25 protein-coding genes are annotated in these 26,081 nt (G+C 66.8%); 12 read left to right on the forward strand and 13 right to left on the reverse strand.

Annotated elements, in window-relative coordinates; translation table 11 throughout:
• Window positions 1–235 precede the first annotated feature (235 nt).
• Window positions 236–1,726 (forward strand): D-serine/D-alanine/glycine transporter, encoded by a 1,491-nt coding sequence (gene cycA / locus J2805_RS12785; protein ID WP_309976691.1) that lies wholly within the window; start codon window positions 236–238, stop codon window positions 1,724–1,726.
• Here the strand turns inward: cycA and J2805_RS12790 are convergent.
• Window positions 1,723–3,180, reverse strand: coding sequence for an MFS transporter (locus J2805_RS12790; protein WP_309976694.1), 1,458 nt, complete (start codon window positions 3,178–3,180; stop codon window positions 1,723–1,725). The two genes, cycA and J2805_RS12790, sit on opposite strands and share 4 nt — an antisense overlap.
• A 108-nt stretch (window positions 3,181–3,288) precedes the next feature.
• Here J2805_RS12790 and soxR point away from each other — a divergent pair, with 108 nt between their 5' ends.
• A complete protein-coding gene (gene soxR, locus J2805_RS12795) occupies window positions 3,289–3,804 on the forward strand; it encodes a redox-sensitive transcriptional activator SoxR (protein ID WP_309976696.1) in 516 nt (171 codons plus the stop codon).
• A gap of 9 nt (window positions 3,805–3,813) precedes the next feature.
• Here soxR and J2805_RS12800 read toward each other — a convergent pair whose 3' ends face one another.
• Window positions 3,814–4,848, reverse strand: coding sequence for an Lrp/AsnC family transcriptional regulator (locus J2805_RS12800; RefSeq protein ID WP_309976699.1), 1,035 nt, complete (start codon window positions 4,846–4,848; stop codon window positions 3,814–3,816).
• On the reverse strand, window positions 4,838–5,017 hold the full coding sequence (locus J2805_RS12805; RefSeq protein WP_309976701.1) for a hypothetical protein: 180 nt from the start codon (window positions 5,015–5,017) through the stop codon (window positions 4,838–4,840). Before J2805_RS12805 ends, J2805_RS12800 begins: the two co-directional genes overlap by 11 nt.
• On the opposite strand from J2805_RS12805, the gene J2805_RS12810 reads away from it, so the two are divergent.
• From J2805_RS12810 to J2805_RS12820, 3 genes are all read left to right on the forward strand, one after another.
• Window positions 5,007–6,227, forward strand: a complete 1,221-nt coding sequence (locus J2805_RS12810; protein WP_309976705.1) for a M20 metallopeptidase family protein — start codon at window positions 5,007–5,009, stop codon at window positions 6,225–6,227. The two genes, J2805_RS12805 and J2805_RS12810, sit on opposite strands and share 11 nt — an antisense overlap.
• A 17-nt stretch (window positions 6,228–6,244) precedes the next feature.
• Window positions 6,245–7,534, forward strand: coding sequence for an MFS transporter (locus J2805_RS12815; RefSeq protein ID WP_309976712.1), 1,290 nt, complete (start codon window positions 6,245–6,247; stop codon window positions 7,532–7,534).
• 76 nt (window positions 7,535–7,610) lie between these two features.
• Window positions 7,611–7,970 carry a hypothetical protein gene (locus tag J2805_RS12820; protein WP_309976714.1) on the forward strand — a complete coding sequence of 120 codons (360 nt, stop codon included), beginning with the start codon at window positions 7,611–7,613 and terminating at the stop codon, window positions 7,968–7,970.
• Window positions 7,971–8,038: 68 nt separating this feature from the next.
• Here J2805_RS12820 and J2805_RS12825 read toward each other — a convergent pair whose 3' ends face one another.
• On the reverse strand, window positions 8,039–8,926 hold the full coding sequence (locus tag J2805_RS12825; RefSeq protein WP_396134333.1) for an SGNH/GDSL hydrolase family protein: 888 nt from the start codon (window positions 8,924–8,926) through the stop codon (window positions 8,039–8,041).
• Window positions 8,927–9,100: 174 nt separating this feature from the next.
• Here J2805_RS12825 and J2805_RS12830 point away from each other — a divergent pair, with 174 nt between their 5' ends.
• Both J2805_RS12830 and J2805_RS12835 read left to right on the forward strand, forming a co-directional pair.
• The gene (locus tag J2805_RS12830) at window positions 9,101–9,553 is read left to right on the forward strand and encodes an LbetaH domain-containing protein (RefSeq protein ID WP_309976716.1); all 453 of its coding nucleotides are present in this window, start codon (window positions 9,101–9,103) and stop codon (window positions 9,551–9,553) included.
• 231 nt (window positions 9,554–9,784) lie between these two features.
• Window positions 9,785–10,594 carry a hypothetical protein gene (locus J2805_RS12835; RefSeq protein WP_309976718.1) on the forward strand — a complete coding sequence of 270 codons (810 nt, stop codon included), beginning with the start codon at window positions 9,785–9,787 and terminating at the stop codon, window positions 10,592–10,594.
• A gap of 33 nt (window positions 10,595–10,627) precedes the next feature.
• Here the strand turns inward: J2805_RS12835 and J2805_RS12840 are convergent, their stop codons facing one another.
• The 3 genes from J2805_RS12840 to J2805_RS12850 form a co-directional block, all read right to left on the reverse strand.
• Window positions 10,628–11,212, reverse strand: a complete 585-nt coding sequence (locus tag J2805_RS12840) for a histidine phosphatase family protein (RefSeq protein ID WP_309976720.1) — start codon at window positions 11,210–11,212, stop codon at window positions 10,628–10,630.
• Window positions 11,213–11,341: 129 nt separating this feature from the next.
• Window positions 11,342–11,818 (reverse strand): hypothetical protein, encoded by a 477-nt coding sequence (locus J2805_RS12845; RefSeq protein WP_309976722.1) that lies wholly within the window; start codon window positions 11,816–11,818, stop codon window positions 11,342–11,344.
• Between the two features lie 141 nt (window positions 11,819–11,959).
• Window positions 11,960–12,796, reverse strand: a complete 837-nt coding sequence (locus J2805_RS12850) for a PRC and DUF2382 domain-containing protein (protein WP_309976723.1) — start codon at window positions 12,794–12,796, stop codon at window positions 11,960–11,962.
• Window positions 12,797–13,073: 277 nt separating this feature from the next.
• Here J2805_RS12850 and J2805_RS12855 point away from each other — a divergent pair, with 277 nt between their 5' ends.
• Entirely contained in the window at window positions 13,074–13,796 is a 723-nt protein-coding gene (locus J2805_RS12855) for a GAF domain-containing protein (RefSeq protein ID WP_309976725.1), read from the forward strand.
• Here J2805_RS12855 and J2805_RS12860 read toward each other — a convergent pair.
• The 4 genes from J2805_RS12860 to J2805_RS12875 are packed head-to-tail and all read right to left on the reverse strand — an operon-like array spanning window position 13,778 to window position 18,715.
• On the reverse strand, window positions 13,778–15,352 hold the full coding sequence (locus tag J2805_RS12860; protein WP_309976726.1) for an ABC transporter ATP-binding protein: 1,575 nt from the start codon (window positions 15,350–15,352) through the stop codon (window positions 13,778–13,780). The two genes, J2805_RS12855 and J2805_RS12860, sit on opposite strands and share 19 nt — an antisense overlap.
• On the reverse strand, window positions 15,345–16,190 hold the full coding sequence (locus tag J2805_RS12865; protein ID WP_309976728.1) for an ABC transporter permease: 846 nt from the start codon (window positions 16,188–16,190) through the stop codon (window positions 15,345–15,347). Before J2805_RS12865 ends, J2805_RS12860 begins: the two co-directional genes overlap by 8 nt.
• Window positions 16,183–17,124 (reverse strand): ABC transporter permease, encoded by a 942-nt coding sequence (locus J2805_RS12870; protein WP_309976730.1) that lies wholly within the window; start codon window positions 17,122–17,124, stop codon window positions 16,183–16,185. Before J2805_RS12870 ends, J2805_RS12865 begins: the two co-directional genes overlap by 8 nt.
• 43 nt (window positions 17,125–17,167) lie before the next feature.
• Window positions 17,168–18,715, reverse strand: a complete 1,548-nt coding sequence (locus J2805_RS12875) for an ABC transporter substrate-binding protein (protein WP_309976732.1) — start codon at window positions 18,713–18,715, stop codon at window positions 17,168–17,170.
• Window positions 18,716–19,166: 451 nt separating this feature from the next.
• On the opposite strand from J2805_RS12875, the gene J2805_RS12880 reads away from it, so the two are divergent.
• Window positions 19,167–20,339 (forward strand): ABC transporter substrate-binding protein, encoded by a 1,173-nt coding sequence (locus J2805_RS12880; protein WP_309976734.1) that lies wholly within the window; start codon window positions 19,167–19,169, stop codon window positions 20,337–20,339.
• A 128-nt stretch (window positions 20,340–20,467) separates the two neighbouring features.
• On the opposite strand, the gene J2805_RS12885 is transcribed toward J2805_RS12880, so the two are convergent.
• Window positions 20,468–21,700 carry an MFS transporter gene (locus J2805_RS12885; RefSeq protein WP_309977018.1) on the reverse strand — a complete coding sequence of 411 codons (1,233 nt, stop codon included), beginning with the start codon at window positions 21,698–21,700 and terminating at the stop codon, window positions 20,468–20,470.
• 733 nt (window positions 21,701–22,433) lie between these two features.
• Here J2805_RS12885 and trmB point away from each other — a divergent pair.
• Together trmB and J2805_RS12895 are read left to right on the forward strand one after the other, a co-directional pair.
• Complete coding sequence (trmB, locus tag J2805_RS12890) at window positions 22,434–23,423, forward strand: tRNA (guanosine(46)-N7)-methyltransferase TrmB (RefSeq protein ID WP_309976736.1); 990 nt, start codon at window positions 22,434–22,436, stop codon at window positions 23,421–23,423.
• Window positions 23,424–23,429: 6 nt separating this feature from the next.
• Entirely contained in the window at window positions 23,430–23,825 is a 396-nt protein-coding gene (locus J2805_RS12895; RefSeq protein WP_309976742.1) for a hypothetical protein, read from the forward strand.
• On the opposite strand, the gene J2805_RS12900 is transcribed toward J2805_RS12895, so the two are convergent.
• On the reverse strand, window positions 23,812–25,077 hold the full coding sequence (locus J2805_RS12900) for an amidohydrolase (protein ID WP_309976744.1): 1,266 nt from the start codon (window positions 25,075–25,077) through the stop codon (window positions 23,812–23,814). The two genes, J2805_RS12895 and J2805_RS12900, sit on opposite strands and share 14 nt — an antisense overlap.
• Before the next feature lie 240 nt (window positions 25,078–25,317).
• Here J2805_RS12900 and J2805_RS12905 point away from each other — a divergent pair, with 240 nt between their 5' ends.
• A complete protein-coding gene (locus J2805_RS12905) occupies window positions 25,318–26,076 on the forward strand; it encodes a DUF1206 domain-containing protein (protein ID WP_309976746.1) in 759 nt (252 codons plus the stop codon).
• Window positions 26,077–26,081 lie beyond the last annotated feature (5 nt).

A 26,081-nucleotide genomic window follows, 5' to 3' on the forward strand; every position in this document is an offset into this window, starting at 1 on the left:
ACGCCCTTTCCGGTCGCGGCGCGCCCGGCACCGTGCCGGACCGCCGCCGTCGCCCCCCGGCCCTCCGCATGGAACCGCGCGCCTCCGGCAGCGAAGGAAAAGGCCGGAATGTTGCCCCTAGTCTTAATCCACACCCCCAACTGTTACCTCCGTCACACTGTGGCGGCTCCGTGCGGATGGCGGCGCGGCATCCCTACCGCAACGCAGTCTGCCTGCGAAAAAGGAAAGAGCACTGATGTCTGAACGCACCACCACGGTTGACAGGAACACTGCAACGGAACCCACCACCGGAGGCCACAGCCAGGAACCGCACCTTTCCCGCGCGCTGAGCAACCGGCACATCCAGCTGCTGGCCATCGGCGGCGCGATCGGGACCGGACTGTTCATGGGCTCCGGCAAGACCATTTCGCTTGCGGGCCCTTCCGTCATCTTCGTCTACATGATCATCGGCTTCATGCTGTTCTTCGTGATGCGGGCGATGGGCGAAATCCTGCTTTCCAACCTGAACTACAAGTCCTTCAGCGACTTCGCCGGCGACCTCCTGGGCCCGTGGGCCGGGTTCTTCACCGGCTGGTCCTACTGGTTCTTCTGGGTTGTCACCGGAGTTGCGGACATTGTGGCGATTGCCGGCTACGTGGACAAGCTCGCTCCGGGAACCCCGCTCTGGATCCCGGCGCTCATCACCCCCGTGGTGCTGATCCTGCTCAACCTCCCCACAGTCAAGGCCTTCGGTGAAGCCGAGTTCTGGTTCGCCATCATCAAGGTGGTGGCCATCCTGGCGCTGATCGGCACCGGCATCGTGATGATAGCCACGAACTTCACCTCCCCCAACGGCGCCGTGGCCAACCTGGCCAACATGTGGAACGACGGCGGTATGTTCCCGCACGGCATGTTCGGCTTCATCCTCGGCTTCCAGATCGCCATCTTCGCCTTCGCCGGCATCGAACTGGTGGGCACCGCAGCGGCCGAAACCAAGGACCCGGAAAAGAACCTGCCGCGGGCCATCAATTCCATCCCCATCCGTGTGCTGCTCTTCTACGTGGGCGCCCTGGTGGTCATCATGGCGGTCAACCCGTGGCGGAGCATCGACGCCGCCAGCAGCCCGTTCATCGGCATGTTCACCCTTGCCGGACTGGGGATCGCCGCGGTTGTCATCAACCTCGTGGTACTCACATCCGCGGCCTCCAGCGCCAACTCCGGCATCTACTCCACCTCGCGCATGGTCTACGGGCTGGCCCAGGACGGCAACGCACCGAAGGCATTCGGCAAGCTGAGCATCCGCAAGGTCCCGCAGAACGCCCTGCTCTTCTCCTGCATCTTCCTCCTGGCCGGCCTGGTGCTGCTCTACTCGGGCGACTCGGTCATCGGCGCCTTCACCGTGGTCACCTCGGTGGCCTCAGTGCTCACCATGTTCGTCTGGTCCATGATCCTGGTCAGCTACATCGTGTTCCGCCGCCGTCGGCCCGGACTGCACGCGGCATCCGCCTTCAAGATGCCCGGCGGCTCCTTCATGCCCTACGTGGTGCTGGCGTTCTTCGTGTTTATGCTCGTGGCACTTGCCCAGGCGGACGACACCCGCCTTGCCTTGTTCGTGGCACCCTTCTGGTTCCTGATTCTGGGCGCCGCCTGGCACTTCAACCGGAAGACGCCGCTCCAGCAGGCACGGATCGCGGAGTGGAAGGCTGAGTCTGATTCGGACAAAGCAAAAGTCAGCACCCTGAGCTAGGACGTTCGACGCGCCGCAACCCGCGGCGCCACCACCACAGCGACGACGGCGATGGCGGCCGTAAGGGCGAACACTCCCGCGAAGGAGGCGCCCGACACCCCGCCCGCCGTCGTCGTTGCGGTTAAGGCGGTAAACACGATGCCGGTGGTGGCGAGGGCCAGCGCCCCGCCGAGGGAATCCGAAATGGACATGGCCGAACTGTTGAAGCCCTCGGTATCGGGGGTGGACATGGCGAGCGTCATGACGCTCAGGCGCGGATACATGAGCCCCATGCCGCCGCCCGCGAAGATCCAGCCGGCGATCGCAACGGCGGCCGGCCAGCCCAGGACGGTGGTCACGAGGGCCAGGACGACGGCGCCCAGCACCATCGCGGATCCGATGATGATGGCCAGCCGGTGGTTAAGCTTCGTGCCTAGCCTGCCCTGGACCGCGGAAGCTCCGGCCCAGGCAATTGCACCGAACGTGAGGGTCAGCCCGGCGAAGGTGGGCGAATAGGAGTAGCGTTCCACCAGCAGGTACGGCAGGTAGACCTCCGCGCCAAAGAACGCCGCCGAGACCAGCCCGCGGGCCAGGATGACGCTCGGCAGTCCGCGCCTGGCCAGCAGGGTGCCGCGTGGCACCAGCGGGCGCACCGCCACCAGTGCAACCACGACGGCGGCTGCCGCCAGCGCACCGCCGGCCACCGGGACCTGCGCGGAGAGGTTCAGCCCGAGGACAGCCAGCGCCGCGAGGGCAGCCCACGCAAGCCGGCCGTAGGACCACCGCCTGGTATTTGCAGCGTCCGCGTCCGCCTTCGCGCCCGCAGGGGCCTCAGCTGTTGCCGGACGGCCGTGCAGTCCGCGCAGCGCGGGAACGATCATCAGCAGTGCCGGAACCACCAGCCCCACCACGCCAAGGAACACCCAGTGCCAGCTGGCCGCCTGCGCCACAATACCGGCGGCGAAGGGGCCAACCAGGGACGGGATCACCCAGGCTGCGGAAAAGGCAGCGAAGATCTTCGGGTGCAGCACCGGCGGGTAGACGCGGGCCACCACCACGTACAGGGCCACGGTCATGGCGCCGCCGCCCAGCCCCTGCACCAGCCGGCCGGCCACGAGGACGGCCATGCTTTCGGCAGTGCCGGCGATCAGCAGGCCCAGCACGAACAGGGCAACCGACGCGTAGAGCGGCCCCACGGGCCCGCGTCGGTCCGACCAGTTGCCGGCCGCCACCATGCCGATCACGCCGGTGGCGAGGGGGCCCGCGAAGGCGAGGGCGTAGAGCCCGGCGCCGTCCAGTTCCCGGCTGACCAGCGGCATGATGGTGGTTACCGCGAGGGATTCGAAGGCGGCCAGGAACACCAGCGCGCATGCGCCGGACGTCACCAGGAGGTAGTGCCGGTGCAGGATTCCTGCGGTCTCTGGGGCGGATGCCGGGGCGCTTCGTTGCACGGTAGTGGCCTGATCAGTAGTCATGGACGCTACCGTAGGACCTCAACTAAGGTTGAGGTCAAGGTGCCGCCCGGGATGCGGAAATGACGCTGGGAGCTTCGGTGGAGGCTTCGTGAAAGCCTAGGGGGAAGCATGCCACAGCTTGTCGGCGGAGCACACCATGCCCTGAGCATCGGTGAGCTGTCCGAACGGAGCGGGGTGGCGCCGTCGGCCCTTCACTTCTACGAACGCAACGGGCTGATCTCCTCCGAACGGACCTCCGGAAACCAGCGGCGGTACCGCCGCGATGTTTTGCGGCGCGTCGCGTTCATCCGGGTCTCCCAGCGGGTGGGCATCCCGCTGAAGGAGATCCGGGCCGCGCTGGATTCCCTGCCCGAAGGGCGCACCCCCAACAAGCGCGACTGGTCACGGCTTTCGCGGCTGTGGCGCTCGGAACTGGACGCGCGCATCGCCGCCCTGGAGCATCTGCGGCGCGACCTGGACGGGTGCATCGGGTGCGGCTGCCTCAGCCTCAAGGCCTGCCGGCTGCAGAATCCGGAGGACACACTGGGCGACGGCGGGGCCGGCGCCCGGCGTTGGGAACCTGGCTCTCGGAATCCCGACACCGGGGCGCCCGAAGGTCCGGACGCCCTAAGCGTCCAGCTTTAACCCGACGGGTCAACCCGACGGAAGGCCTAACCCCACGGAAGGCACCACGGCGCCGGTCGCCGTCGAGTCCGGGTTCAGCATCCAGCCCACCCGCTTGACGCTGCTGAGCATCACCACGCTCTCCACGAGTTCAATGCCCGGGATCCGCTGCTGCAGCGCAAGTTCCTCGGTCAGGACGTCGGCCACGGACTGCAGCCACATGATGATCACAAAGTTGGTCCGTCCTGTGGTGGAGGCGGCGAGCCGGACGTTGCGGAACCCTCGGAGCTCGGCCGCCGCGGCATCATGCTGTCCCGGCGGAACGTTTGCGAACCACTGGCACGTCACCGGGAACCCGGAGTATTTCTGCGCGATCTCGCAGCGGAAGGACAGCACCCGGCTGGCCAGTACGCGGTTCAGCTGCCGCTGGACGGTGGCAGGATGCCGTCCCAGGGCGCGGGCAATGTCCGCTGCAGTCGCCCGGCCGTCACGGGCCAGGAACGGCAGCAGGTCCAGGTGGCTGGCGGGCAGCGGCTCCCGCATGGACAGCGGCGGGGCGGAGCCCGCGGCCTCAGGTCCCGCCTTGGCCCGCAGCGCCGCCACCTGGGCCCGGTCCAGGACATTGAGCCGCCACGAGTAGGCGCCGGTGTGCAGCCGCGTGCACAGTGCTGTCTGGTACTTCACCAGCCCGTCGATGTCCTTCAGCCGCGCAGCCACGGCGGTGCCGAACTCCTCCAGGGACTGCGTGATCGCCGTCAGCATCAGGTCGCGGTTGCTGGCCGCCTCGTCCACGGTGACTATTTCCGGCACGGCCGCCAGGGCCTCGGTCACGTCGTCACGGCGGTGCATCTCGCACTCCACATCCACAAACGCCAGGCACATCTGCTGCGGGTCGCCCATCAGGTGGGCCGTCACCCAGGATGCCCCAGCGGAGCGCAACCGCTCCCAGCGTGCGGCCAGCGTGGTGGCATGAACACCCAGGACCTCGGCGGCGTCCGCCCAGCTCAGCCGCGGTGCAATCTGGAGCGCATTGATAAGGGCCAGGTCCTCCTCGCTAAGTTCCATCTATCTTTTCCTTCAGCAAGCCGATTGCACGAATACTGCCTTCATCATCTACAAAATGCATTTTTCCAGCCATTTGACCACCTGTGAAGTGTGTCACGCGAGACTTGAGACCGGGGCCGCAGATCCGCTGCCGGCCCGCCGAGAGATCAGGAGCGCGCATGCCGATCATCACCGACGCCAAGGAGCTGCAGGGGGACCTCGCCAGGTTCAGGCACCAGCTGCACCAGGAGCCGGAAATCGGCCTTGATCTTCCGCGGACCCAGGAAAAAGTGCTGAAGGCGCTGGACGGACTGCCGTACGAGATCACCCTCGGTGAGAGCACGACGTCGGTCACTGCGGTCCTGCGCGGCGGCGCACCGCACGCTTCGCCCGCCAAACCGGCCGTCCTGCTCCGCGCGGACATGGACGCCCTTCCGGTGCAGGAAAAAACCGGTGCAGAGTACTCCTCGAAGATCGACGGCGCCATGCACGCCTGCGGCCACGACCTTCACACGGCCATGCTGGCCGGAGCCGCCACGCTCCTGGCTGAACGCCGGCAGGAACTGGCCGGCGACGTCGTCCTGATGTTCCAGCCGGGCGAGGAAGGCTTCGATGGTGCGAGCCACATGATCCGCGAAGGCGTCCTGGACGCCGCCGGGCGCCGGGTGGACGCAGCCTACGGAATGCACGTGTTTTCCGCCTTGGAACCGTACGGAAGGTTCTGCACGCGGCCCGGCGTGATCATGAGCGCCTCCGACGGGCTGTTCGTCACGGTGCTCGGCGCCGGCGGACACGGTTCGGCTCCGCACTCGGCCAAGGACCCGGTCACCGCCGCAGCCGAGATGGTCACCGCGATGCAGGTCATGATCACCCGGCAGTTCAACATGTTCGATCCCGTGGTGCTGTCCGTAGGTGTCCTGCAGGCCGGCACCAAGCGGAACGTCATCCCCGAAACCGCCAGGATCGAAGCCACCGTGCGCACGTTCTCCGAGGATGCCCGGGAGAAGATGATGACCGCCATCCCCGCGCTGCTAAAGGGTATCGCCGCCGCCCACGGCCTGGACGTGGACGTGGAATACCGTGCCGAGTACCCGCTGAGCGTCACGGACGTGAACGAGACCCACACCGCGGAAAGTGTGATCCACGGGCTGTTCGGCGAAGACCGGCACACCCGCTTCGCTACCCCGCTGAGCGGCTCGGAGGACTTCTCCCGCGTCATGAACGAGGTCCCGTCCACATTCATTGGCCTCAGTGCCGTCCCGCCGGGCGCCGACCACGCCGCCGCACCCTTCAATCACTCCCCCTATGCCACCTTCGACGACGGCGTCCTCGCCGACGGCGCCGCGCTCTACGCGGAACTGGCACTCTCCCGCATCGCCACCCTGGCCGCCCGGTCCTGAGAACCCTGGAGAACACCATGACAACCACCGTCAGCCCGCAGCTCGCGGCCCGCGCCGCCACCAGGAAAACCATCGTCGGCACCGGCATCGGTAACGCCGTCGAATGGTACGACTGGGCCATCTACGCCACGTTCACGCCGTTTATCGCCAGCCAGCTGTTCAGCAAGGCGGATCCGGCGTCTGCTGTCCTTTCCACCCTGGCGATCTTCGCCGTCGGCTTCGTGGCCCGCCCTTTCGGCGGCTTCCTCTTCGGCTGGATCGGGGACCGGATCGGCCGCAAGGCATCCATGACCCTGGCCGTGGGCCTGGCGTCCCTGGGCAGCCTGATGATCGGCATCGCGCCCACTTTCGCGGCCGTCGGGGCGTGGGCATCGCTGATGCTGCTGGTGGCCCGGCTGGTACAGGGCCTGGCGCACGGCGGCGAGCTGCCGTCGTCGCAAACCTACCTTTCCGAGATGGCTCCCCGGGAGCACCGCGGTTTCTGGGCCACGCTGATCTACACGTCCGGCACCGTGGGCATCCTCTTCGGTACCCTGCTGGGCGCGGTCCTGAACATGGCGCTGAGCACCGAGGTGATGAACGCCTGGGGCTGGCGGATCCCGTTCCTGATCGGCGCCGCCATGGGTCTCTACGCCCTGATCATGCGGTCGAAACTGCACGAGACGGACGTGTTCGAGGGTGAGACCGTTACCGAGAAGCGGGCACCCATCTGGCCGCAGATCGTCCGGCACCGCAAGCAGGCGCTGCAGGTGATCGGCCTGACCGTGGGGCTGACGGTGATCTACTACATCTGGGGCGTGGTGGCCCCGAGCTACGCCACGACCGCACTCAAGATTGACCGCGGCGAAGCGCTCTGGGCAGGCGTGATCGGCAACATCGTCTTCATTGCCGCCCTGCCGTTCTGGGGCAAACTGTCCGACCGGATCGGCCGCAAAAAGGTCCTCTGGGCCGGAGCCATCGGCTCGGCCGTGATGCACTTCCCCATGACCTGGCTGCTGAAGGATTCCGCCTGGCAGCTGGCGGTGGGCATGTCCGTGATGCTTATCTTCATCGCGGCCAGCGCAGCCATTGTTCCGGCCGTCTATGCGGAACTGTTCCCCACCAGCATCCGCACCGTGGGCGTCGGCGTCCCCTACTCCATCTGCGTGGCCGTGTTCGGCGGAACCGCACCGTACCTTCAGCAGTGGCTTGGCACCACGCTTCAGCTGCCCGGCCTGTTCAATGTCTACGCCGTGGTCCTGCTGCTCATCAGCGCGGCGTTCGTCTTCAGCCTCCCCGAGACCAAGGGGAAGGACCTGCGCGGCTAGCGTTGCGTCGCGGGTGGACGGCGAAGGCCGGGCGGCATAGGCCGCCCGGCCTTCGCCTTGATGGGAGAATGGCGCCATGCGGGCACCTTTTGTACATGAGGCAACGGTCGGGATGGCCCCCGACGGCGACATCCGCGGCCCCGGCGGAGCCATCACCCTGGAATTATGCGGGAGCTGGGACCACAGCCCTCCTTGCCCCTTTGCTGCCCACCACAACGGGGCCGAAAGAGCCGGCGGCACCGTTGTCCTGCGCGTCGTCTTCGCCACGGAGCCAGAGCATGAGGCTGAGGTGCGCCGGAGGATCGACAAGGCGCTCGGCTCGGGCACGGTGACCAGCCCGGAGGGCGAGGTGAGCCACTGGGAATTCCGGGGCAGCGCTCGTGCCGAGCCCACCCCGGCCGAGGCCGAGCACGGCCTGCGCATCGCGGGAGCGTAGCGGAAACGTTCAGAGCCGCGACGCATGCCGCGATATGACAGCGTCGGGAAGTAGACAGACCTGTCTGCCTACTGGTTCACGCTCTTCATTGCGGCGACAGATGGCACGGTGTTGTTTACGGGGGCTGCAATAGGCCGTTTTGCCCTCAGGTCTTCCAAAGCCACCCGGTTCCGCAGCCTGTGCCACGCCCAAGGCAGGAGGTACCTTCGTGCCCACATCAGGTCTCCCACCCGCGCCTGAGGCCAGCTGCCCCGCGGCAGGTCTCCGGGTTCCAGCGGCCGGAGCCCGTGCGGGACGCCCAGTGTATCCAGCACCATCATTGCCACGGTGTGGTGGCCGAGCGGCGAGAGGTGCAGGCGGTCCTGGTCCCACATCCGCGGGTCCCGGAGCGTCCTCAGTCCCCATAGGTCAGCGATCACGGCGTCATGCCGCGACGCGATGGAGCGGATATTTTCGTTGAAGACCGCAACCCTGGTTCGGTTGCGGCTAAGGACGGGCGTTGATCTCCAGTCGGGCCCGGTGAAGAGCACCAGGGTGGCGCCGGCGGAACTCAAAAGTTCCACGCCGGCGTCGAGCCTGTCAGCCAGCTTGTCAGGGTCACCGTTGTGGAAAACCATGTCGTTGCCGCCCGCGGAAAGCGTGATGAGGTCCGGCTGCAGTGCCAGCGCGGGCCCGACTTGCCGTTCCAGGATCTGTTCCAGCAACAAGCCGCGTATGGCAAGGTTCGCGTACGCAAAGTCCTCATGGCCGATGCACAATTCCTCCGCCACACGATCGGCCCAACCGCGTACGCCGCCCGGAGTCCGGGGGTCAGGGTCGCCCACTCCTTCGGTGAACGAATCCCCCAAAGCAACAAATCGGCGCCACGGGTGGGCACTGGCACCCGGCACGTGCCCGGCACCAGGAACACCACCGTAGGGACGGCGCCCTGACAGATCTTTGTCATTCGCGGTCACCCTGCACCTCCTTGTGGGAAGCCTGAGTCCTTTGTCTAAATAACCATCGGCGCGGCCCGAATGTTCCGCAAAATTAGTGCGCGCCGTCGGATTTCGGCATGGAATGCACGTTGCGGTTCTGCTGTTAAAAAGAGTGTCCGATGTTATGGGTTGCTCGTGACTGACAGGAAGGTAATGAGCAGGAAAATCGAAACCGTTGAAGACGACGCGGGGAAGGTCATCACTTACCACCGGCACCCGAACGGTGGCGGTCTGATCGGGCGCGGCGCGGAAGTCCACGAGACGTCGTTCATCAGTTCCACCGCTTACGTGGAGGCCGGTGCCCGGGTGGAGTCGGGGTGCCGCGTCGGAGGCGGCAGCTGGATCGACCGGCAGGCACGGATCGGTCACCGGGTGGTGATCGGTGATGCCGTGTATGTCGGGCCGGGAGCAGTGCTCGGGAACCGGGTCCATGTCGGCAGCCATTCCCGAATCGGGGCTGGTGCCGTTATCGCCCACGGGGTCCGCCTGCACGGGGACACCACCGTTGCCCAAGGCAGCCACGTGGCGGCCAGAAGCAAGCCTCCGGCACTCTCGTCGTCACGGTCCCGTTCTGAGGGCAGCCGCAAAGTACGCAAGGCTGCCTAGACCGCGCTTGCGGTGAGCCTTGGCATGTCCCCCGCGACGTTCAAATAAGGCCAAAAGCCCCTCGTGGTCAGTATGGGAGCGGGACTAATTTGGTAGTACTCCCCTTCCGCGCGGCGGAGGGGAGCGCCTGTGGGGCGGCGGCCCGTGAACGATCGTAGATTCCTGAGCAGTCCGCCGCACTGGCCCGTTCAGCGGACGAGTTGGTTGGACATTGAAAGCGAGGGATGCGTGATGGGCAGCGCAATGGAACCTGTTGGCGGGCGGGGACGCGACGGGGTGGGGGACGGGATTCCCGAACCGCTGGGCCCACCGGATTCCCGCGCTTCCGACCGCGGTCCCGACGACGGCTACTACCAGGAGTCCGACGGCGTTGTCCCCCCTGGCGAGAACGCCGACTTCGGGGACACCGGGCACTCCGAGACTGCCGGCAGCCCGGTGGACGGCCTCTTTACGGAAGACCCGGTTGCCGCTATCCGTGAAACCGTGGTTGCCCGCGAAGAGGAGCGGTTCGGCGGCATCAAGGTCGGCTCAGCCTTTTTCGGCTGGCTGACCGCGAGCGCAATGGCCATTTTGCTGGTGGCTGCCGTTTCCGCGGCCGGCAGGGCCGGTTTTCTGGGCGGCGCGGATCCGATCGCAGAAGCCGGCCAGGCGTCATCAGGGGGAATGACCGGCGTGGTTGTGCTCCTGTCGGTCCCTTTCCTTGCCTATTTTTCGGGTGGCTACGTGGCAGGACGGATGGCACGCTTCAACGGGATCGGCCAGGGGCTCATGGTGTGGCTGTGGGCGGTGATAGTGGCCGCAGGTGTGGCCCTTCTGGCGACGGTTGGGGGTGTGCAACTCGATGTCCTGACCACGCTCAGTAGCTTCCTCCACCTTCCAGTGGGAGATGGCCAGCTGGATACGGCCGGCATCATCGCGATCATTGCCGTAGCGGCCACAGCCCTGGCAGGCGCCGTGCTGGGCGGCATCGCCGGAGTTCATTACCACCGAAAAGTGGACCGCGCGGGCTTTACACCGACGGAGGAGTACTACCAGCCCTAATGAAGCGAACGGTGTCTGAGCGACCGGTGCGGTTCAGCCCTGGGCGGCAGCCACAATCCGTTCGCCGTTGAAGTATTCCAGCTGCCAGCCGTCAACGGCATGGTGGTGGGCCAGGTTGAGCACGGCGTTGTCGACGCTTTGGAGCGTTTGGCCGATGGCGCGGCTGAGGCTCACGCGGATGAGGGTTCCGTGTGCAACCACCAGGACGCGGCGGCCGCGGAACTCTTCGGCCAGTGCTTCCAGTGCCGCCAAACCTCGGGAGGCTGCGTCGTCCTCGCTCTCGGCACCGCGGAACCCGCCGGGGATGCGGAGCGCGTCCAGTTCGGGGCCGGCCTGCATTCCCTCCGCAGGTCCAAAGCTGCGCTCGGTCAGTTCCGGAACGCGCCGCGCAACGCTGATCCCGAGCCCGGCCGCAATGAGGTCGGCGGTCTCCGCAGCGCGGCTCAGCGGCGAGGACACGATCGCGTCCCACCCGTAGCCGGACAGGACGGCGACGGCGTCGCTTGCCTGCCCGCGGCCGACGTCGTTGAGCGGAATGTCGGTGGAACCCTGCAGCCGGCGCTGTGCATTCCAGTCCGTCTGGCCGTGGCGGACGAGGGCGAAGGTGGTAAGGGTCATGCTTTCCATTGTGCCCTGACAGCGGGCGGGCTCTGAATCGTGGCCCGCATTGTTGACGAGCAGGTCGACGCGGCAGAAAAAGGGCCGGCCCCGGCGGGCCGGCCCTCTGATTTCCAGGCCGACTGATTTCTAGGCCGACGTTTCAGAGGCTTCGCCGGGGACCTGATCATCCCGGGTCACCGTCGTGGCAGGCGGCGGGTTAACGGAACGGCGTGAGCGCCACACCATGACGCCGCAAAATGCCGCTGCAGCCGCGATTCCTGCGATCCACCAAGGAGGTCGCGCCTGCCGCCGGCTCTCGGACCCCGCTGGGGCGTACCCAGGTCGGGGAACAATGGCCTGGGGCGTGATGCGCGTTATGCGCTCATGTACTCGCGGGACGACGGCTTCGACTCCGCCGGCCAGTTCGTCGGCGATGGCCCGCAGGCCGGCTTGGATCCGCGGTGACGCTGCCTCCAGGCCGCTGTCCAGTCCGGTCAGTGCCCGGTGTAAGGCAGTTTCAATTCCGGGTGTCGCCCATTCCTTGCCTCTGGCCAGATGGGTGACGAGGTTTTCCTGCAGATGGCGTGCCTGGGCCATGCGGGCGGTTTTCTCTAACGTGTGCACGGGAACCTCCGAGTAGAGCGGGTATTGGGCAAAGCAGTGGTCTTGGTTACCTGCGGAAGGGAGCTTTTCGCGGGACAAATGCGGACGGAGGAGTGTCAGGGCCAGCGCGCTGCCCTGCCCCTGACACTCGTCGCATAAGTCCTATCGGCGGTCGTTGCCCAGGCCCTCGGTTTCGATGCGCTCCTTGCGGACCTCCTCGTCAACGGTTACTTCGTCGGTTACGGTCTCCTTGTTGAGCCGTACCCGCTCCACGGGGACGGTTTCCTTCTCCACCACCGGACGTTCCTCGTGGAGGACGACTTCATGCTCCTCGTCGCTGATATCCGGACCGTTCATCGCCGCACCGACGTTTGCGTCCGTGATCGGTTCACGTTCGACCCGGACTTCTTCGCGCTGCACCGGAACGGTCTTCGTGACATTTTCGGTGGTCACGTACTTGCGCAGCCGGGCCCTGCCGGTGGCCTGCCGCTCGGTGCCAACGTTCAGTCGCTCCTCGGAGCGGGTCATGGCATCGTCAGTGGTGGGCCCTGAGGTGTCCCGGCCCACCGCGTAATTCGAGTCCGCTCCTTCACGGACGCCCGTTGCTGCCGCCCCGACGGCGCTGTCGTTGCCGCGGAAGTCGGTGGTTCCGCCGATTTCCGTCTGCGTGCGGACCCCTGTGCCGTTGAGCCGGTAGTGGTCATAGAGCCGGTCTTCCTCTGCGGGTTCGAGGTGTCCGTCCGTGTCCACCCGCGGAGCGTCCTTAACCTGATCCTTGGTGTACGGGACGATGATGTCGTCCCCCTCGACGCGGGCTCCTTCGAGCGGCACAAAGGATGCGGAAGTGCCGAACAGTCCCGTCTTGACCGTGACCCACGTGGGCTGGCCGCTGTCGTCGTCGACATACATCTGGCCGATAGATCCGATCTTGTCCCCATCAGTGGAAAGAACGTTTCCGTCCCGGCTGAGCAGACCGTCGATGTGTTCCTTGGCGAGCATGGTGTCTCCTTGGAGTTTCTCTGTGTGAGGGGTGCCAGCGCCTCCCTGCAGGACGCTGCACCCCCTACAATAAGCATGCTTAGTAAGCATTTGGCAAGCATACTTACTAATCTATTTTTCGGGTCCTGGGAGCAAGGGAGGTCGAGCCGAACGGTAGCGCCGATATGCCGACAGTTGACTCGTACCGGGGCGGATTTCGCGGGAGAGACATATGCTTTTCATACAGGGCTTTGCAGTGAGCCGTAGCGTCTTGATGTGAGCGTGAACCATGGCGGCAGTGTCCCCATTGAACGGTGAACCGGGACCACCGGCTCTCCCGGCCGCCATCCTGGACAGCCCTGATGTGCAGGCATTCCTCGGTGACGCAGCTCGGGAGTTCGTCGAAGAAATCAGCGGATCGGCACGAGGCTTCCTGTGGGCCGTCACCCGCGTTGGTCCAGGCGAGTTCCGTAACTGGGCCGCCGGCTCCGTCAATGCACGGGAGGTCGACGGCGTTCAACACGCTTTCGCGGACGGTCCTGCCCTGACCGCGGCGGAGAGCCGCGAATTCATCCACATCCCGGATGCCGCCGTCGACCGCCGCTGGCCCGGGTTCTCCGCCGCGATGGTCGGGCAGGGCGTGAGATCGGTGCTATCTGTGCCCATTGTTGTGGAGTGGGAGCTTAGCGCCGCGATGACCTTGTACGCAGCCCTTCCTCACGCTTTTACCAGCGAGGACGTCACCCACACGATCGCCTTCACGAAGCGAATGTCAAAGGTCTGCAGGTTGCTGCTGGATCTGGCCCGGAAGGCCGGGACCGGCGTCACGGGAGCACCGCTTTCCGTGACCGAGTTGGCTGTGTGGTCCCTGATCCGCGAATACGGCCTCACCAAGGAGTCTGCCAGGCAGTACCTGCAGACGGTGGTACGCAACGGGGCCCTTGTTTCGCCGGACGCCCCTACCGCCGGCACCACTGGCTCCGCTCCGCACCCCGATCGCAGTTACGGGCACGCGGTGTAAGCATCAGCCTTGGGCACGGGGAGCACCGCCGCCACAAGCTCCTTGCTGTGCCGGTGCTGGGGATCGGCGAAGAACTTCGCGGTGGGCGCCACCTCCACCAGGGCTCCCTGAAAGAGCACGGCCACCCGGTGGCTCATGTAGCGCAGGACATTCATGTCGTGGGAGATCATGATCAAGGAAAGCTGGCGGTCGCGGTGCAGGCGCAGCAGGAGGTCCAGGACCTTCCGCTGGGTCACGGCGTCCAGTGCCGACGTCGCTTCGTCGCAGATCAGGACTGCCGGTTCCAGCAGCAGCGCCCTGGCGATGGTGAGCCGTTGGAGCTGCCCGCCGGAGCATTGGCCGGGGTACCTGTCCAGCAGCGCCGGGTCGAGTTCAACCTCCCGAACCACGCCTTCGATGAGCGCACCGCGTTCCTCCGCGCCGCATTCCCGCCGCTGCAGCAGGGGCGCTTCCAAGCTGGTGCGAAGCTTCATGCGCGGGTCGAAGACATCGTGCGGCTCCTGGAAGACGAGCTGGATCTCCGTGCCCGCGGCTCCGGCCCGGCGGCCCGTCGCCCCGGTGAACCGGGTGATGCTTCCGCTGTCAGGGGTTTCAAGTCCGAGGACCAGCCGCGCCAGGGTACTCTTGCCGGATCCTGACTGCCCCAGGATCCCGAGGATCTCGCCGTCGCGAAGTTCGAGCGATACGTCCGCGAGGGCGGGCCGTGCATCCCGCCGGTTTGATCGGAACCGCTTGGTAACGCTGTTCAGGTCCAGGATGGTGCGGGACGGGGCAATCGGGGGCGCAGGCGCCGGGGGAAGAGTCGAGGCCCTCACAAGGTCTTTGGTGCAGGTGGTCCGGGGCGTGTCCAGCACCCGCCTGACCGGCCCTGACTCCTGGACGCGTCCGGCTTCCATGACTACCACCCGGTCGGCAAAGGCGGATACTGTCGCGAGGTCGTGCGTGATGTACAGGACGCCCAGCCGGTGACTGTGCCGTTGCCGGTCGATCAGCTCCAGGATCTGCCGCTCGAGCACCTTGTCCAGGGCCGAGGTCGGCTCGTCGGCGAGCAGAAGTTCAGGCCGCCCGGCCATGGCCACGGCGAGCATGGCTCGTTGGGCCATCCCACCCGACAGCTGGTGCGGATAGGCCCTGGCACACCAGGCCGGATCCTCGAACCCTGCGCCGGCCAACAGGTCCAGCGCTTCCGTCCTGGCGGCACTCCCCCGAAGCCCGCGGTGAAGCTTCAGGGGCTCGGCCAGGTGATTCCCAATGGTCCTCCGGGGGTTGAACATCCGTTTGGGCTGCTGATACAGCATGCCGATCCGGCCGCCGCGCACACGGTTGAGCTCCGCTTCGCTGGCCGCCCGCAAGTCCGTCCCGCCCAAGCGGATTGACCCACTCTCAACGTGGACCCGTGGAGGCAGCAGGCCCATGACGCTGAGGGCGGTCATTGTCTTGCCGCTTCCGGAGGTTCCCACCAGGGCCACGAACTCCCCGGGCGCTACGGCGAGGTCCAGCTCGGACAAAATCGACCGGCCGACGCTCAGCTTTTCGATGACCAGCCCCTCAGGCATCGGCCACCGCCCGTGAGGGAGCTGCCGGCAGCAGCAGGCGGCTTCCGGTCATGCGTGACACATGCTGCCCGATCAGGGTGACGCAAAGCGCGACGACGAAGATCACCAGACCGGGGGCAAGGATGGTCATCGGCGCCCTCCCCGCATACGGCTGGGCCGTTGCAAGCATCGATCCCCAGTCCGACTGGGGCGGTTGGACGCCGAGCCCCAGGTAGGAAAGCGCGCCGACGTTGATGAGGAACTGCCCGAACCGAAGCGTGGCCTGTCCGAGCAGCGGCCCGGCCAGGTGGGGCAGGATGTGCTTGAGGACGATGAAGGAAGGCGGGCAGCCCACCACGTGGGCCGCCTCGATGAAGCCGCGAGCCGAAACGTCATAGGCGAGGGAGCGGGCCAACCGGGCAAATGGAGTCCAGCCCGTCACGGTAAGGGCGAGCAGCAGGGAGTGGTAGCCGGTGCCCATTGCGGCCACCAGGAAAAGTGCCACCACCATCTCGGGCATGGCCAGCAGCACGTCGTTGGTGCGGGTGAGGAACTCGTCCAGCCAGCCTCGCCGGCGTGCGCTGAGCACGCCCACCGCAGTGCCGATGACCGCCGTCAGCACCGTGGCCAGGGCGGCGATCGTCAACGAGAACTGGCCGCCGTCGAGCAGCCTGCTCAAGGTGTCCCGGCCCAGGTTGTCAGTGCCGAGCCAGTGGGCGGCACTGGGCGCGGCCAGCCGGGCGGCGAGGTTTTGTTCGGCGGGCGGATAAGGCGCTATCCAGGCGGCCAGGGCCACGGACATCACGATAAGGACCAGCAGCGACCCGGCGGCCAGGACGTGAGGAGGCAGTTTACGCATGGCTCATCCTGATTTGGGGGTTGAGCAGTCCGTGGACCAGGTCCGCCGCTGTGGTCAGCAGGACAGCAAGCCCGACGACGACCACCACCGCGCCCTGTGCCAGGGGAATGTCGCTGTTCAGGACGCCGTCGAAAAGCAAGCGTCCCATGCCCGGGATCGAGAAGATGACCTCGACGATGACGGATCCGCCCAGCAGCCCTGCGAACCACACTGCCACCAAGGTGGTGAGGGGCAGCAGGCCGTTGGGGATCACGTGCTTCCACATGGTCTGAAGGCGGGAGAGCCCCCGGCTTCGCGCCGCGACAACATGCTCCGCGCCCAGCGCCTCAAGGACTCCCTCACGCACGGCCGACGTGAAGAAGCTCGTGGGCCGCAGTGCCAGCACTGCCACGGGAAGGATTGCCGAGTGCGGTCCTTCCCATCCCGCCGAAGGCAGCAGGGAAAGCTGCAGGGCGAAGACCAGGACAAGCATCGGCGCCAGCCAGTACTCGGGAAGCGCGATCAGGGCCTGGGTGACGGCCGTGATCACCTTGTCCGCGGGGCGTCCCTCCTGCAGGGCAGCCGTGACCCCGAGGGCCACGGAGATGGCGGCCGCTATGGCCAGGGCCAGGACCACCAGGCTGAGCGTAATCCAGAGCGCCGGCAGCACTTGCTCGGCCACCGGAGTGCGGCTGGTGTAGGACAGGCCCATGTCGCCGCTGCTGAGCCGCCCCAGCCAGCGCAGGTACTGCGCCCACAGGGGATCGTTGAGGCCCAGCTGGAGGCTCAACGCTTGGACGGCGGAGTCGTCGATAACATCGCCGGCCACGCGGGAACGGATGATTTTCCGAACGGGATCGCCCGGAGTCACGTAGGGGATGAGGAAAACTACAAAGGATGCCAGAAGAACGGCTGCCACCAGGGCAGCCGTTCGCCGGGCGAGGAACGGTATCACTCCGCGCCTCGCTGATCTCGTCTGTTAGCGGGGACGGCCACGGTCAGGATCCGGGCTTGGCTGTTTCCGCCCTGACCACGTAGCGGGACAGCGGGTCCTGGACGTGGGACTGAAGGTCGGCGCGGACCGCGTCAATGGCCTGTTCGTTGACGAGCCACACGTTGACGGCCTTCTCCTTTAGAATCTTTCCTGCCTCCGCGTACAGGCGGTAGCGCTCGTCCGCGTCAGCTGTTGTGGCCGCCTTGGCGACTGTCGCGTCATAGTCCTTGTCGCAGAAATGGCTGAGGTTGTAGCTGCCGTCGCAGGTGTAGTCCGCTGTCAGGAATCCGATGGGGTCGGCGATGTCGATCAGCCGGTTTCGCTGGCTCAGCACCATGTCGTAATTGCCCGCCAGCACGTCCGGCTCCGCAGCCGCATATTCCTTGGTCTGGATCTTCACCGGGATGCCCACGGCCTTCAGGTCCTCCTGGATGACCGTTGCAACATCCGCGAACTCCGCGCGTTCAACGATGGCGATGATTTCCAGCGGTCGGTCGGCGGTGTAGCCGGCGTTGGCGAGCAGCTTCCGGGCGCCTTCAACGTCCTGCTTGGGTGCCTCGGCGCCCTCGATCGCCCACGGCTCGGACGGCGCGAAGGGCCCATTGGCGGCGTTGGCCGCGCCTTCGTAGACGCTGGCGGCCAGGGCCTCCAGATCCAATGCCGAGGTGACTGCCTTCCGGAAGTCGACGTCGTCGAACGGCGCCCTGCCGTTGTTCATGTACAGCGTTGCCGTCCTCGGAGAATCGGCTTTGAGCACCTTGACGTTGCCATCCCCTTCCAGGGCGGGCAACCCGGAAACGGGAATGGACAGGGAAATATCGGCTTCACCCGTCTGAATCTGCGCGGTCCGGGTTGCGCCGTCCGTGATGAAACGGACTTCGGCACCGGCAAGCTTCACGTCCCCGCCCCAGTAAGCCTCATTGCGGTCCAGTGTCAGGGACTGCTTCGGTTTTTCGGATACCGGTTTGAAAGGTCCGGTGCAGTGGCCGAAAGGATCCACCGTTCCGCCCTTGAACGCGGCCGGGGACAGGACGCCCGTGTTGACACTCGCGAGGCGGTACGGGACCAGCGGGCTCTCGGTCGGCGTGGTCACCCGGATTGTGCGGTCGTCGAGGGCCTTGACCCCGCTGACCACCTTGGGGTTGAAGGCCCGGGCCGGCACGGCTGCTCCCAGTACGCTCTGCAAGGAGCCCGCTACGGCCTCAGCTGTCAGCTCGCTCCCGTCCTGGAACTTGACCCCTTCGCGGATGGTGAAGTCCCACTCCAGGGGAGAGGACTGCTTCCACTCCGTCGCCAGCAACGGCACGATCTTGCCCTGTGACTCGTCATAGCGGGTCAGGGTCTCGAGGCATCCGGACAAGGACAGGATGTAGGCGGCGTCGCTCTCCAGCGCCCAGTTCGCCACCGGGGCCCGGAAGTTGTCCACCACGATCCGCTGATTTGTGTCGGCCGCCTGCTTGTTTCCTGCGGTAGGACCGCTGAAGCCACAGCCCGACAGTGAGAGAAGCGCCACGAGCCCCAAGGAAAGAGATGACGAAAGGGAGAAGCGCACGGAACCACCTAGATTCAAAGTCTCTGCAGACGGCAGACGGAAATAATAGGGCCGATGACGGCCACAAATAGTTTAGGCTAACCTAACTTCGTAGTCCAAAAGGGGCGGGTCCGGGGCCCGTCACATTGGCGGTACAAGCGGGACGCCCTGTGACGTCCCGTTACCTTTCAGGCTCCCTGCACTGCCTTTTCAGGGCCGCAGATGACGCCGCGAGTCACCCCGTTACTGTCGATGAACGCAGGAGTCGCGGGGCGTTGTTTCCGCCGGATGCCGGCCCGTAATCTCAGTCCAAGCGCTGGGACCGGGGCACCGGACAAGCTTCACAAGAGCAACAGGCCCAGGCGCTGGCCCCAACGGAGGGCGGCAGAAGACTGCCGCCGCGAGCCTCCGTTCCCCCGACTTTTGTCCGGCGGCGACCCTTTCCGGGCGCCCCGTTCTTGAAGGAATCCCCATGTCATCGCATCAGAACCCCGAAGGATCCACCCGCATCGTTGCGGGCAAAACCCCCAAGCCACAGCGCAAGCGCGCCCTCGGAATCGGCATCGCCGCAGGCCTTGTGGCCCTGATCGCCGGCGGAGCGGTGGTGGCCTCGAACCTCAACAGCGGCACGCAATCACAGCCGGCGGCCGCCGTAGCCGCCGCACCCGCAGCGGAACTCAAACTCGGCTTCTTTGGCAACGTCACCCATGCCCCTGCCTTGGTGGGGGTCAAGGAGGGTTTCATCGCCAAGAGCCTGGGTGGGACGAAGCTGAGCACGCAGGTGTTCAACGCCGGTCCGGCCGCGATCGAGGCGCTGAACGCCGGCGCGATCGATGCGACCTATATCGGCCCGAACCCGGCGATTAACTCGTTCGTGAAGAGCCAGGGCGAGTCGGTCAGCATCATCGCCGGGGCCGCGGCGGGCGGGGCGCAGCTGGTGGTCAAGCCCGAGATTGCTGCCGCGGCGGATCTGAAGGGCAAGACCCTGTCCACGCCGCAGCTGGGCGGGACCCAGGACGTGGCGTTGCGGGCGTGGCTGGCCGGGCAGGGCTACAAGACCAATCCCGACGGCAGCGGCGATGTGGCCATTAATCCGACCGAGAACGCGCAGACTTTGAAGCTGTTCCAGGACGGCAAGCTCGACGGCGCGTGGCTGCCTGAGCCGTGGGCCTCCCGCCTGGTTTTGCAGGCCGGGGCGAAGGTGCTGGTGGATGAGAAGGACCTGTGGGACGGTTCGCTGACCGGCAAGCCGGGCGAGTTCCCCACCACCATCCTGATCGTGAACAAGAAGTTCGCCGCTGAACATCCGGACACCGTCAAGGCACTCCTGAAGGGCCACGCCGAGTCCGTGAAGTGGCTCAACTCCGCTGCTGCAGACGAGAAATCCACCGTCATCAACGCCGCCCTGAAGGACGCGTCCGGTGCCGAACTGAAGCCGGACGTCATTGAGCGGTCCCTGAAAAACATCGTCTTCACGGTGGACCCGCTGGCCGGAGCCTACAAGAAGCTGCTGCAGGACGGCGTGGACGCCGGCACCACCAAGCAGGCGGACATCAACGGCATCTTTGACCTCACCGCCCTGAACAGCGTCACCGCCGAAACCGGCGGAGACAAGGTCAGCGCCGCCGGGCTGGGCAAGGAATAGCCAGGCAAAGGCCAAGCCAGGCAAGGACTGATCCCGCCAGGATCGGGAAATCGCAGCACGAAGACAGCAGAGGCACTCGCCCGGCCGGGCAGGTGCCTCTGCCGTTTCCTTAGCGCGTGACGACACCGTCACCCGCCGATAAAACGGTCCCTTCCGGCCCGGTACCCGAAGACGGCGGCGAGCGCCCCCACCACGAGGAACAGCACGCCGGCCGCGGCGAAGGATCCCGTGGCCTGGTGCAGCTGCCCCACCATGAGCGTGCCGGTGGAGCCGACCCCGTAGCCCACGCCCTGCATCATTCCTGACAGGTGCGCGGCCGTGTGCCCGTCCCTGGTCCGCAGCATGATCATGGTGAGCGCCACGGCGGTGAGGCTGCCCTGGCCGAGGCCCAGCAGTCCGGTCCACACCCAGATGAACTCCAGGGGCCCGAAAATGCTCAGCGCGAATCCGCCGCCGGTCATCAGCGCCACCACCGTGTTGATCGCCCGCTGGTCGCGGAACCTCGCCGCCAGCGCGGGCGCAAACAGCGACCCCAGCATCTGCAGCACGATGGACGCCGAGACAATGAGGCCGGCCGTTCCGCCGTCCACGCCCCGCTCCCGCAGGATGGGTGCCAGCCAGGCGAAGACACTGAAGGACATCATGGCCTGCAGCACCATGAAGATGGTGACCTGCCAGGCGATCGCCGAGCGCCACACGTTGAGCCCGTCAGCAACAGCCTGGTGCCGCGGGTGCCGCTGCCGGACGGCCAGCGGAAGGAACAGGATAAGTACGACGGCGGCGGGCAGCGCCCAGAACCACAGCGCCGCTGTCCACTCCCCCGATGCGGCGAACACCGGGTAGGTGAAGCCCGCACCCAGGGCCGCGGAGGCACAGATGGCGGTGGTGTATAGCCCGCCCATCAGCCCCAGCCGGTGCGGGAAGTCGCGCTTCACCAGCCCAGGCAGCAGCACGTTGCACAGGGCAATGGCGGCACCGCACGCAGCTGTTCCGGCGAGCAGTGCGGGCAGGTGTCCTCCGGCGGCCGGGAGTTCCAGCGGTCGCAGCAGCAGTCCGGCGGTGAGCACGGCCATGGCTCCCAGTAGCACCCGCTCTGCGCCAAAGCGCCGGGCAAGGACCGGCGCCAGCGGGGCGAAAACGCCCAGCAGGGTCACCGGCACCGTGGTGAGCACCACCACTGCCCAGCCCGGCAGGCCCGCGTCGGACCGTATTTCCGGCAGCACGGCCGCGAAACTGGAGAACACCGTCCGCAGGTTGAACCCGATCAGCACCAGGCACACGCCGAGGTAGATCAGCCCGCGGGGTCCGCTGACCTGGGTGGGCGCGGCGGCAGGGAGCTCGTCGACTTCGGCGTCCACCAGCGTGCCGGTGGTGCCGTTTTGGGTGCGGGCGCGGGAGCTTGCTTTCGCGGCGGTTTTCGCGGCCGTCTTCCCGGCTGCGTTGCTGGCTTCGGTCACCGGCCCATTCTCGCAGGAGTTATCCACATAGGACCCAAACCCGGCAGCGGCGCCGTCCGGCCGTCCCTAGTCTGGACTCACCGCACCGCAGCCTGGCACCACAGGACCAGCCCAGCAGACACAGGGGAATCATGAGCTCCCAGCAACCGAACACCGGACACCTAGGGTCACCGCCTGCGCAGCCGGCTGCCCGCCAGCCACCTCCCGGCCAATCACCTCCCGGCCAGTCACGGCGTCGCAGCGGCGGTGGTGGCGGCGTCACCAGCCTGGTTTTTAGCCTGATCGCGCCCGCGAGCCTGCTGGTTTCCGCTCCGCTCAGCCTGTTTGCAGCACTGTTCACCATCCCTGATTCAGGGCCCAGTTCGCTGCCCTGGGTTGCCCCGGTGGTCCTGTGGAGCCTGCCGATGCTTTTTGGGCTGTTGGCTGTGTCTTGGGCGTCGCTGCCGTCCGGGGATCCGCGCCCGGCTCAAACAGCTGGACGGCCGCCGTTACCAGCCTGTGGCTCTCCGGGCTGCAGGTGGCTGCGGCCTTGGTGCTGACGCTCCGGAACGGGGACTTCATGATTTTGTTCTGACCCCGCCCGCCCCCTCAGCCGTCCGCCCCGTTCCGCCCGACGATGTCCACTATTCTGGAAATGATGAGCGAATCCCCAGAAACCCCCGACCCGACGCACGCCCAGACGCCGGAAGCAGCCCCGGAATCTGCGCCGTCGCAGGACGCAGGTCCGGAACAGCCGCAGGTAGCGCGCCCGGTGACCCCCGGCAGCCAGGCCTCCTTCGGAACCTACGGCGGCCGGCCCGTCAGCTTCGTGCGCCGCGGCACCCGCCTGCAGGGGCGCCGCCAGCTCGCCTGGGAGGAGCACTCGGACCGCTGGGCGGTGGATGTGCCGCGGCACATCGCCAACACGTCGGTGCACCCGGACTACGTGTTCGACGCCGAGGCGGAGTTTGGCCGCACGGCGCCGCTGATCGTGGAAATCGGCTCGGGCCTGGGCGACGCCGTGTGCCACGCGGCCGAGGAGAACCCGGACTGGGATTTCCTCGCTGTGGAGGTCTACACGCCGGGCCTCGCCAACACCATGATCAAGATCAACTCCCGCAAGCTCAGCAACGTCCGTGTGGTTGAGGCCAACGCCCCCGAGGTGCTGGCCACCATGCTGCCGGCTGGGTCCGTCAGCGAGGTCTGGGTCTTTTTCCCCGATCCCTGGCACAAGTCCCGCCACCACAAGCGCCGCCTGATCCAGCCCGAGTTCGCCGCGCTCGTTGCCACGGCCCTCAAGCCCGGCGGCCTGTTCCGCGTGGCCACGGACTGGTCCAACTACGCCGTCCATGTCCGCGATGTCATGGCCGGCTCCGCGGATTTCGTTAACCTGCACGACGGCGAGCGCCGGGGTCCTGAAAGCCCCCTCACCCAGGTGTGGCAGTCCGGCGTCGAGTCCCTGGTGGGCGGCGCGCCCGTCAAGGAGGGCCGCGCCCCGGTGAGCACCGAACACACCGGCCCCAACGAGGGCGTGGACGAAACCGGCGGCTGGGCGCCGCGGTTCGCGGGGCGCATCCGGACGAGCTTCGAAAACAAGGCCCACGAAGCCGGCCGCCTCATCTTCGATCTTTGCTACCGGCGGCTATGATGCACCATGGCCTCCGCACAGCCCGCAGCTCCGCAGCGCCGGTCCGCTGATTCGCGCGGGCTGGCGGCCGGCATCACCAGCCTTGCGGCCGCCGTGCTGGCACCGGTTGCGGCCATGGTCAGCCTGTCCACGTTCATCATGGCCGCCGCGGAGCCGCTCCTGGCCAACGTCCCCTTGCCGGACACCAGCGGGTACTGGGTCCTGCTCATTGCCCTGGTAGGCATCCTGGCGGGCCTGGTGGTCACCTCAGTGGTTGCGGGAATCGTCGCCGTCGTGCGGTCCGACCGGATGGGCCCGGGACGGATTACCGGGCTGCTGGGCCTGGCGTTCACCGCGTTTAACCTGACCGGCGGCCTCTGGACGTGGGCTGGCCTTGCCGGGTCCTGGTTTACCTTCCGCTAAGCAGCCTGAGCCCGTCCGCCACTACCCTGCCGCGGTGGATCACTGTGCGGTCCGGGAGCCGGTCCATGACCGCCGCGGCGGGCGTCTCGCCGTCGAGCACCACCAACGACGCCGGGTCCCCGGCGTCCAGGCCGGGCCGGTCAGCCACGGCGGCAAGCCGTGGCAGCGCCCCCATGATGGACGCTCCGCCGACGGTGGCCACGGCCAGGCAGTGTTCAATCAGCCCGTCCGCACGGAAACCGTGGGTGAACGCGAGCTGCCAGGTCCGGTCCAGCATGTCCGCATTGCCGTAGGGGCTCCAGTAGTCGCGCTGCCCGTCCTCGCCCAGGCCTACCCGGACTCCCGCTTCGACGAGTTGCTGCAGCGGCAACGCCGGGGCGGTACCCGGCGCCACCGTGGCGGTGGAAAAGTCCGCGCCCGCGAACAGTTCCACGAGGTGGCGGGTCTTCGCCTCGCCCATGCCCCAGAGGCCGTAGCCGTGGCTGATGGTCACCTGTCCTTCCATGCCGAGGGCGCGGGTGCGCTCCGCGATCAGCTCGGCGCTGAACGCCCCCAGCTCACCGGGTTCGTGCAGGTGGATATCCACCGGAACCTGGTACTTTTCCGCCAGCCCGAACACGATGTCCAGGTGCCGTACGGGGTCCCTGTCCAGCGTGCACGGGTCGATTCCGCCCATGACGTCCGCGCCCTCACGCAGGGCCTGTTCCAGGAGCGCGGCCGATCCGTCCTCCCGCAGAAGGCCGGCCTGGGGAAACGCAATGATCTGAACGTCAGCCGCATCCCTGAAGCGGTCCCGCGCGGCTGCCACTGCTTCGAAGCGCTCCAGCCGGCAGTCGGCGTCCACCTGTGCGAACGTCCGCACTCGTGTGGTTCCGCGTGCGATCATCATGCCCAGCGCCGTGGCGGCCCGTTCGGCGATGGGCGCTTCCGCCTGGCGCCAGTTGTTGCGGTCGTTCAGCATCATGTTCCAGACCCCCGGCCCGCCGGTGTGTTCGCGGAAAGGCAGCCCCAGCCGGGTGGAATCCAGGTGCACGTGGACATCGGAGAAGGCAGGAAGCAGCAGCCGTCCGCGGCCCTCCACCACCGTGGTGCCCGGATCGGTTCGAGACCCGCTCTCCTGCGCGGCCTGCCGTTCCGGGTCGCGGGGTACGACGGCGGCAATCAGGCCGCCGTCGAGCGTCACGTCGGAGGGTTCCCCGCCCCAGGGACGGACGTCGCGGATCAGGGTCTTCGCTGAGCTGCTCGTGGCCATCGTTCCAGCCTAATGCCGGGCCAACTTCCGGCCGGGGCTGCCGGACAGGGACGCCGGAAGAGCTGCCGGGAAGGCTGCCGGAAAGGGACCTGTTCCGGAACCGGTTCCCATGGCACGATTGGCCTTTAACACCATGGCGGGATCAGCCCGCGGCCACGAGAACTGCGCGAGGAACCGGACATCAAAAGAGAACTGAGAGCGGCCGCTGGTACGGCTGAGGAAGTCACCAATTCGCGGCCGATGGAGCTCATGGCCCGCGCCGGGTACGCAGTGAGCGGCCTCCTACATTTCCTGGTGGGTTCCATCGCCATCCGCCTGGCCACGGGCGGGCAGGGCCAGGCGGATGTCAGCGGAGCCGTGCAGGAACTGGCCAGCCAGCAGGCCGGTCCCATCCTGCTCTGGAGCAGCTTCGCCGCCTGCGTGGCCCTTGCCATCTGGCAGGCGAGCGACGCGGTTTTCGACTACAGCAACCTGCCGAAACGCGACAAGGTCCTCCGGAAGCTCAAGGCTGCCGGGCAGGCCGTGGTTTTCGCCGCCTTCGCCCTCACGCTTGCCTCGTTCGCGATCGGGAGTGGCAAGGACAACAGCCAGTCCACCAGCGACTTCACCGTGGCCCTGATGAAGGCTCCGGGCGGCGTCGTGCTGCTGATCGTCATTGGCGCAGCCGTTGCGATCACCGGAATTGTGTACGGGATCCGGGGCATCAGGAAGTCCTTCGAAAAGCGCCTCAGGATGCCGGCGCCCGGCACTCCGCGCACTGCCGTGAGCGTCCTGGGCGTAGTTGGCTACCTTGCGAAGGGTGTTGCGCTCCTGCTGGTGGGCCTGCTGGTTGTTGTTGCCACCGTCCAATCGCACCCGGAGGAATCCACCGGGCTCGACGGCGGCCTAAAGGCCCTGCGGGACCAGCCGTTCGGGCTGTACCTGCTGGCCGCCGTCGGAATCGGCCTCATTGCCTATGGCGTGTTCCAGGTGGCACGGGCAAAACTGGCCAAAATGTGAGCCGG

It is taken from the genome of Arthrobacter oryzae (genome assembly GCF_031454875.1).
GTDB classification, from domain to species: Bacteria; Actinomycetota; Actinomycetes; order Actinomycetales; family Micrococcaceae; genus Arthrobacter; species Arthrobacter oryzae_D.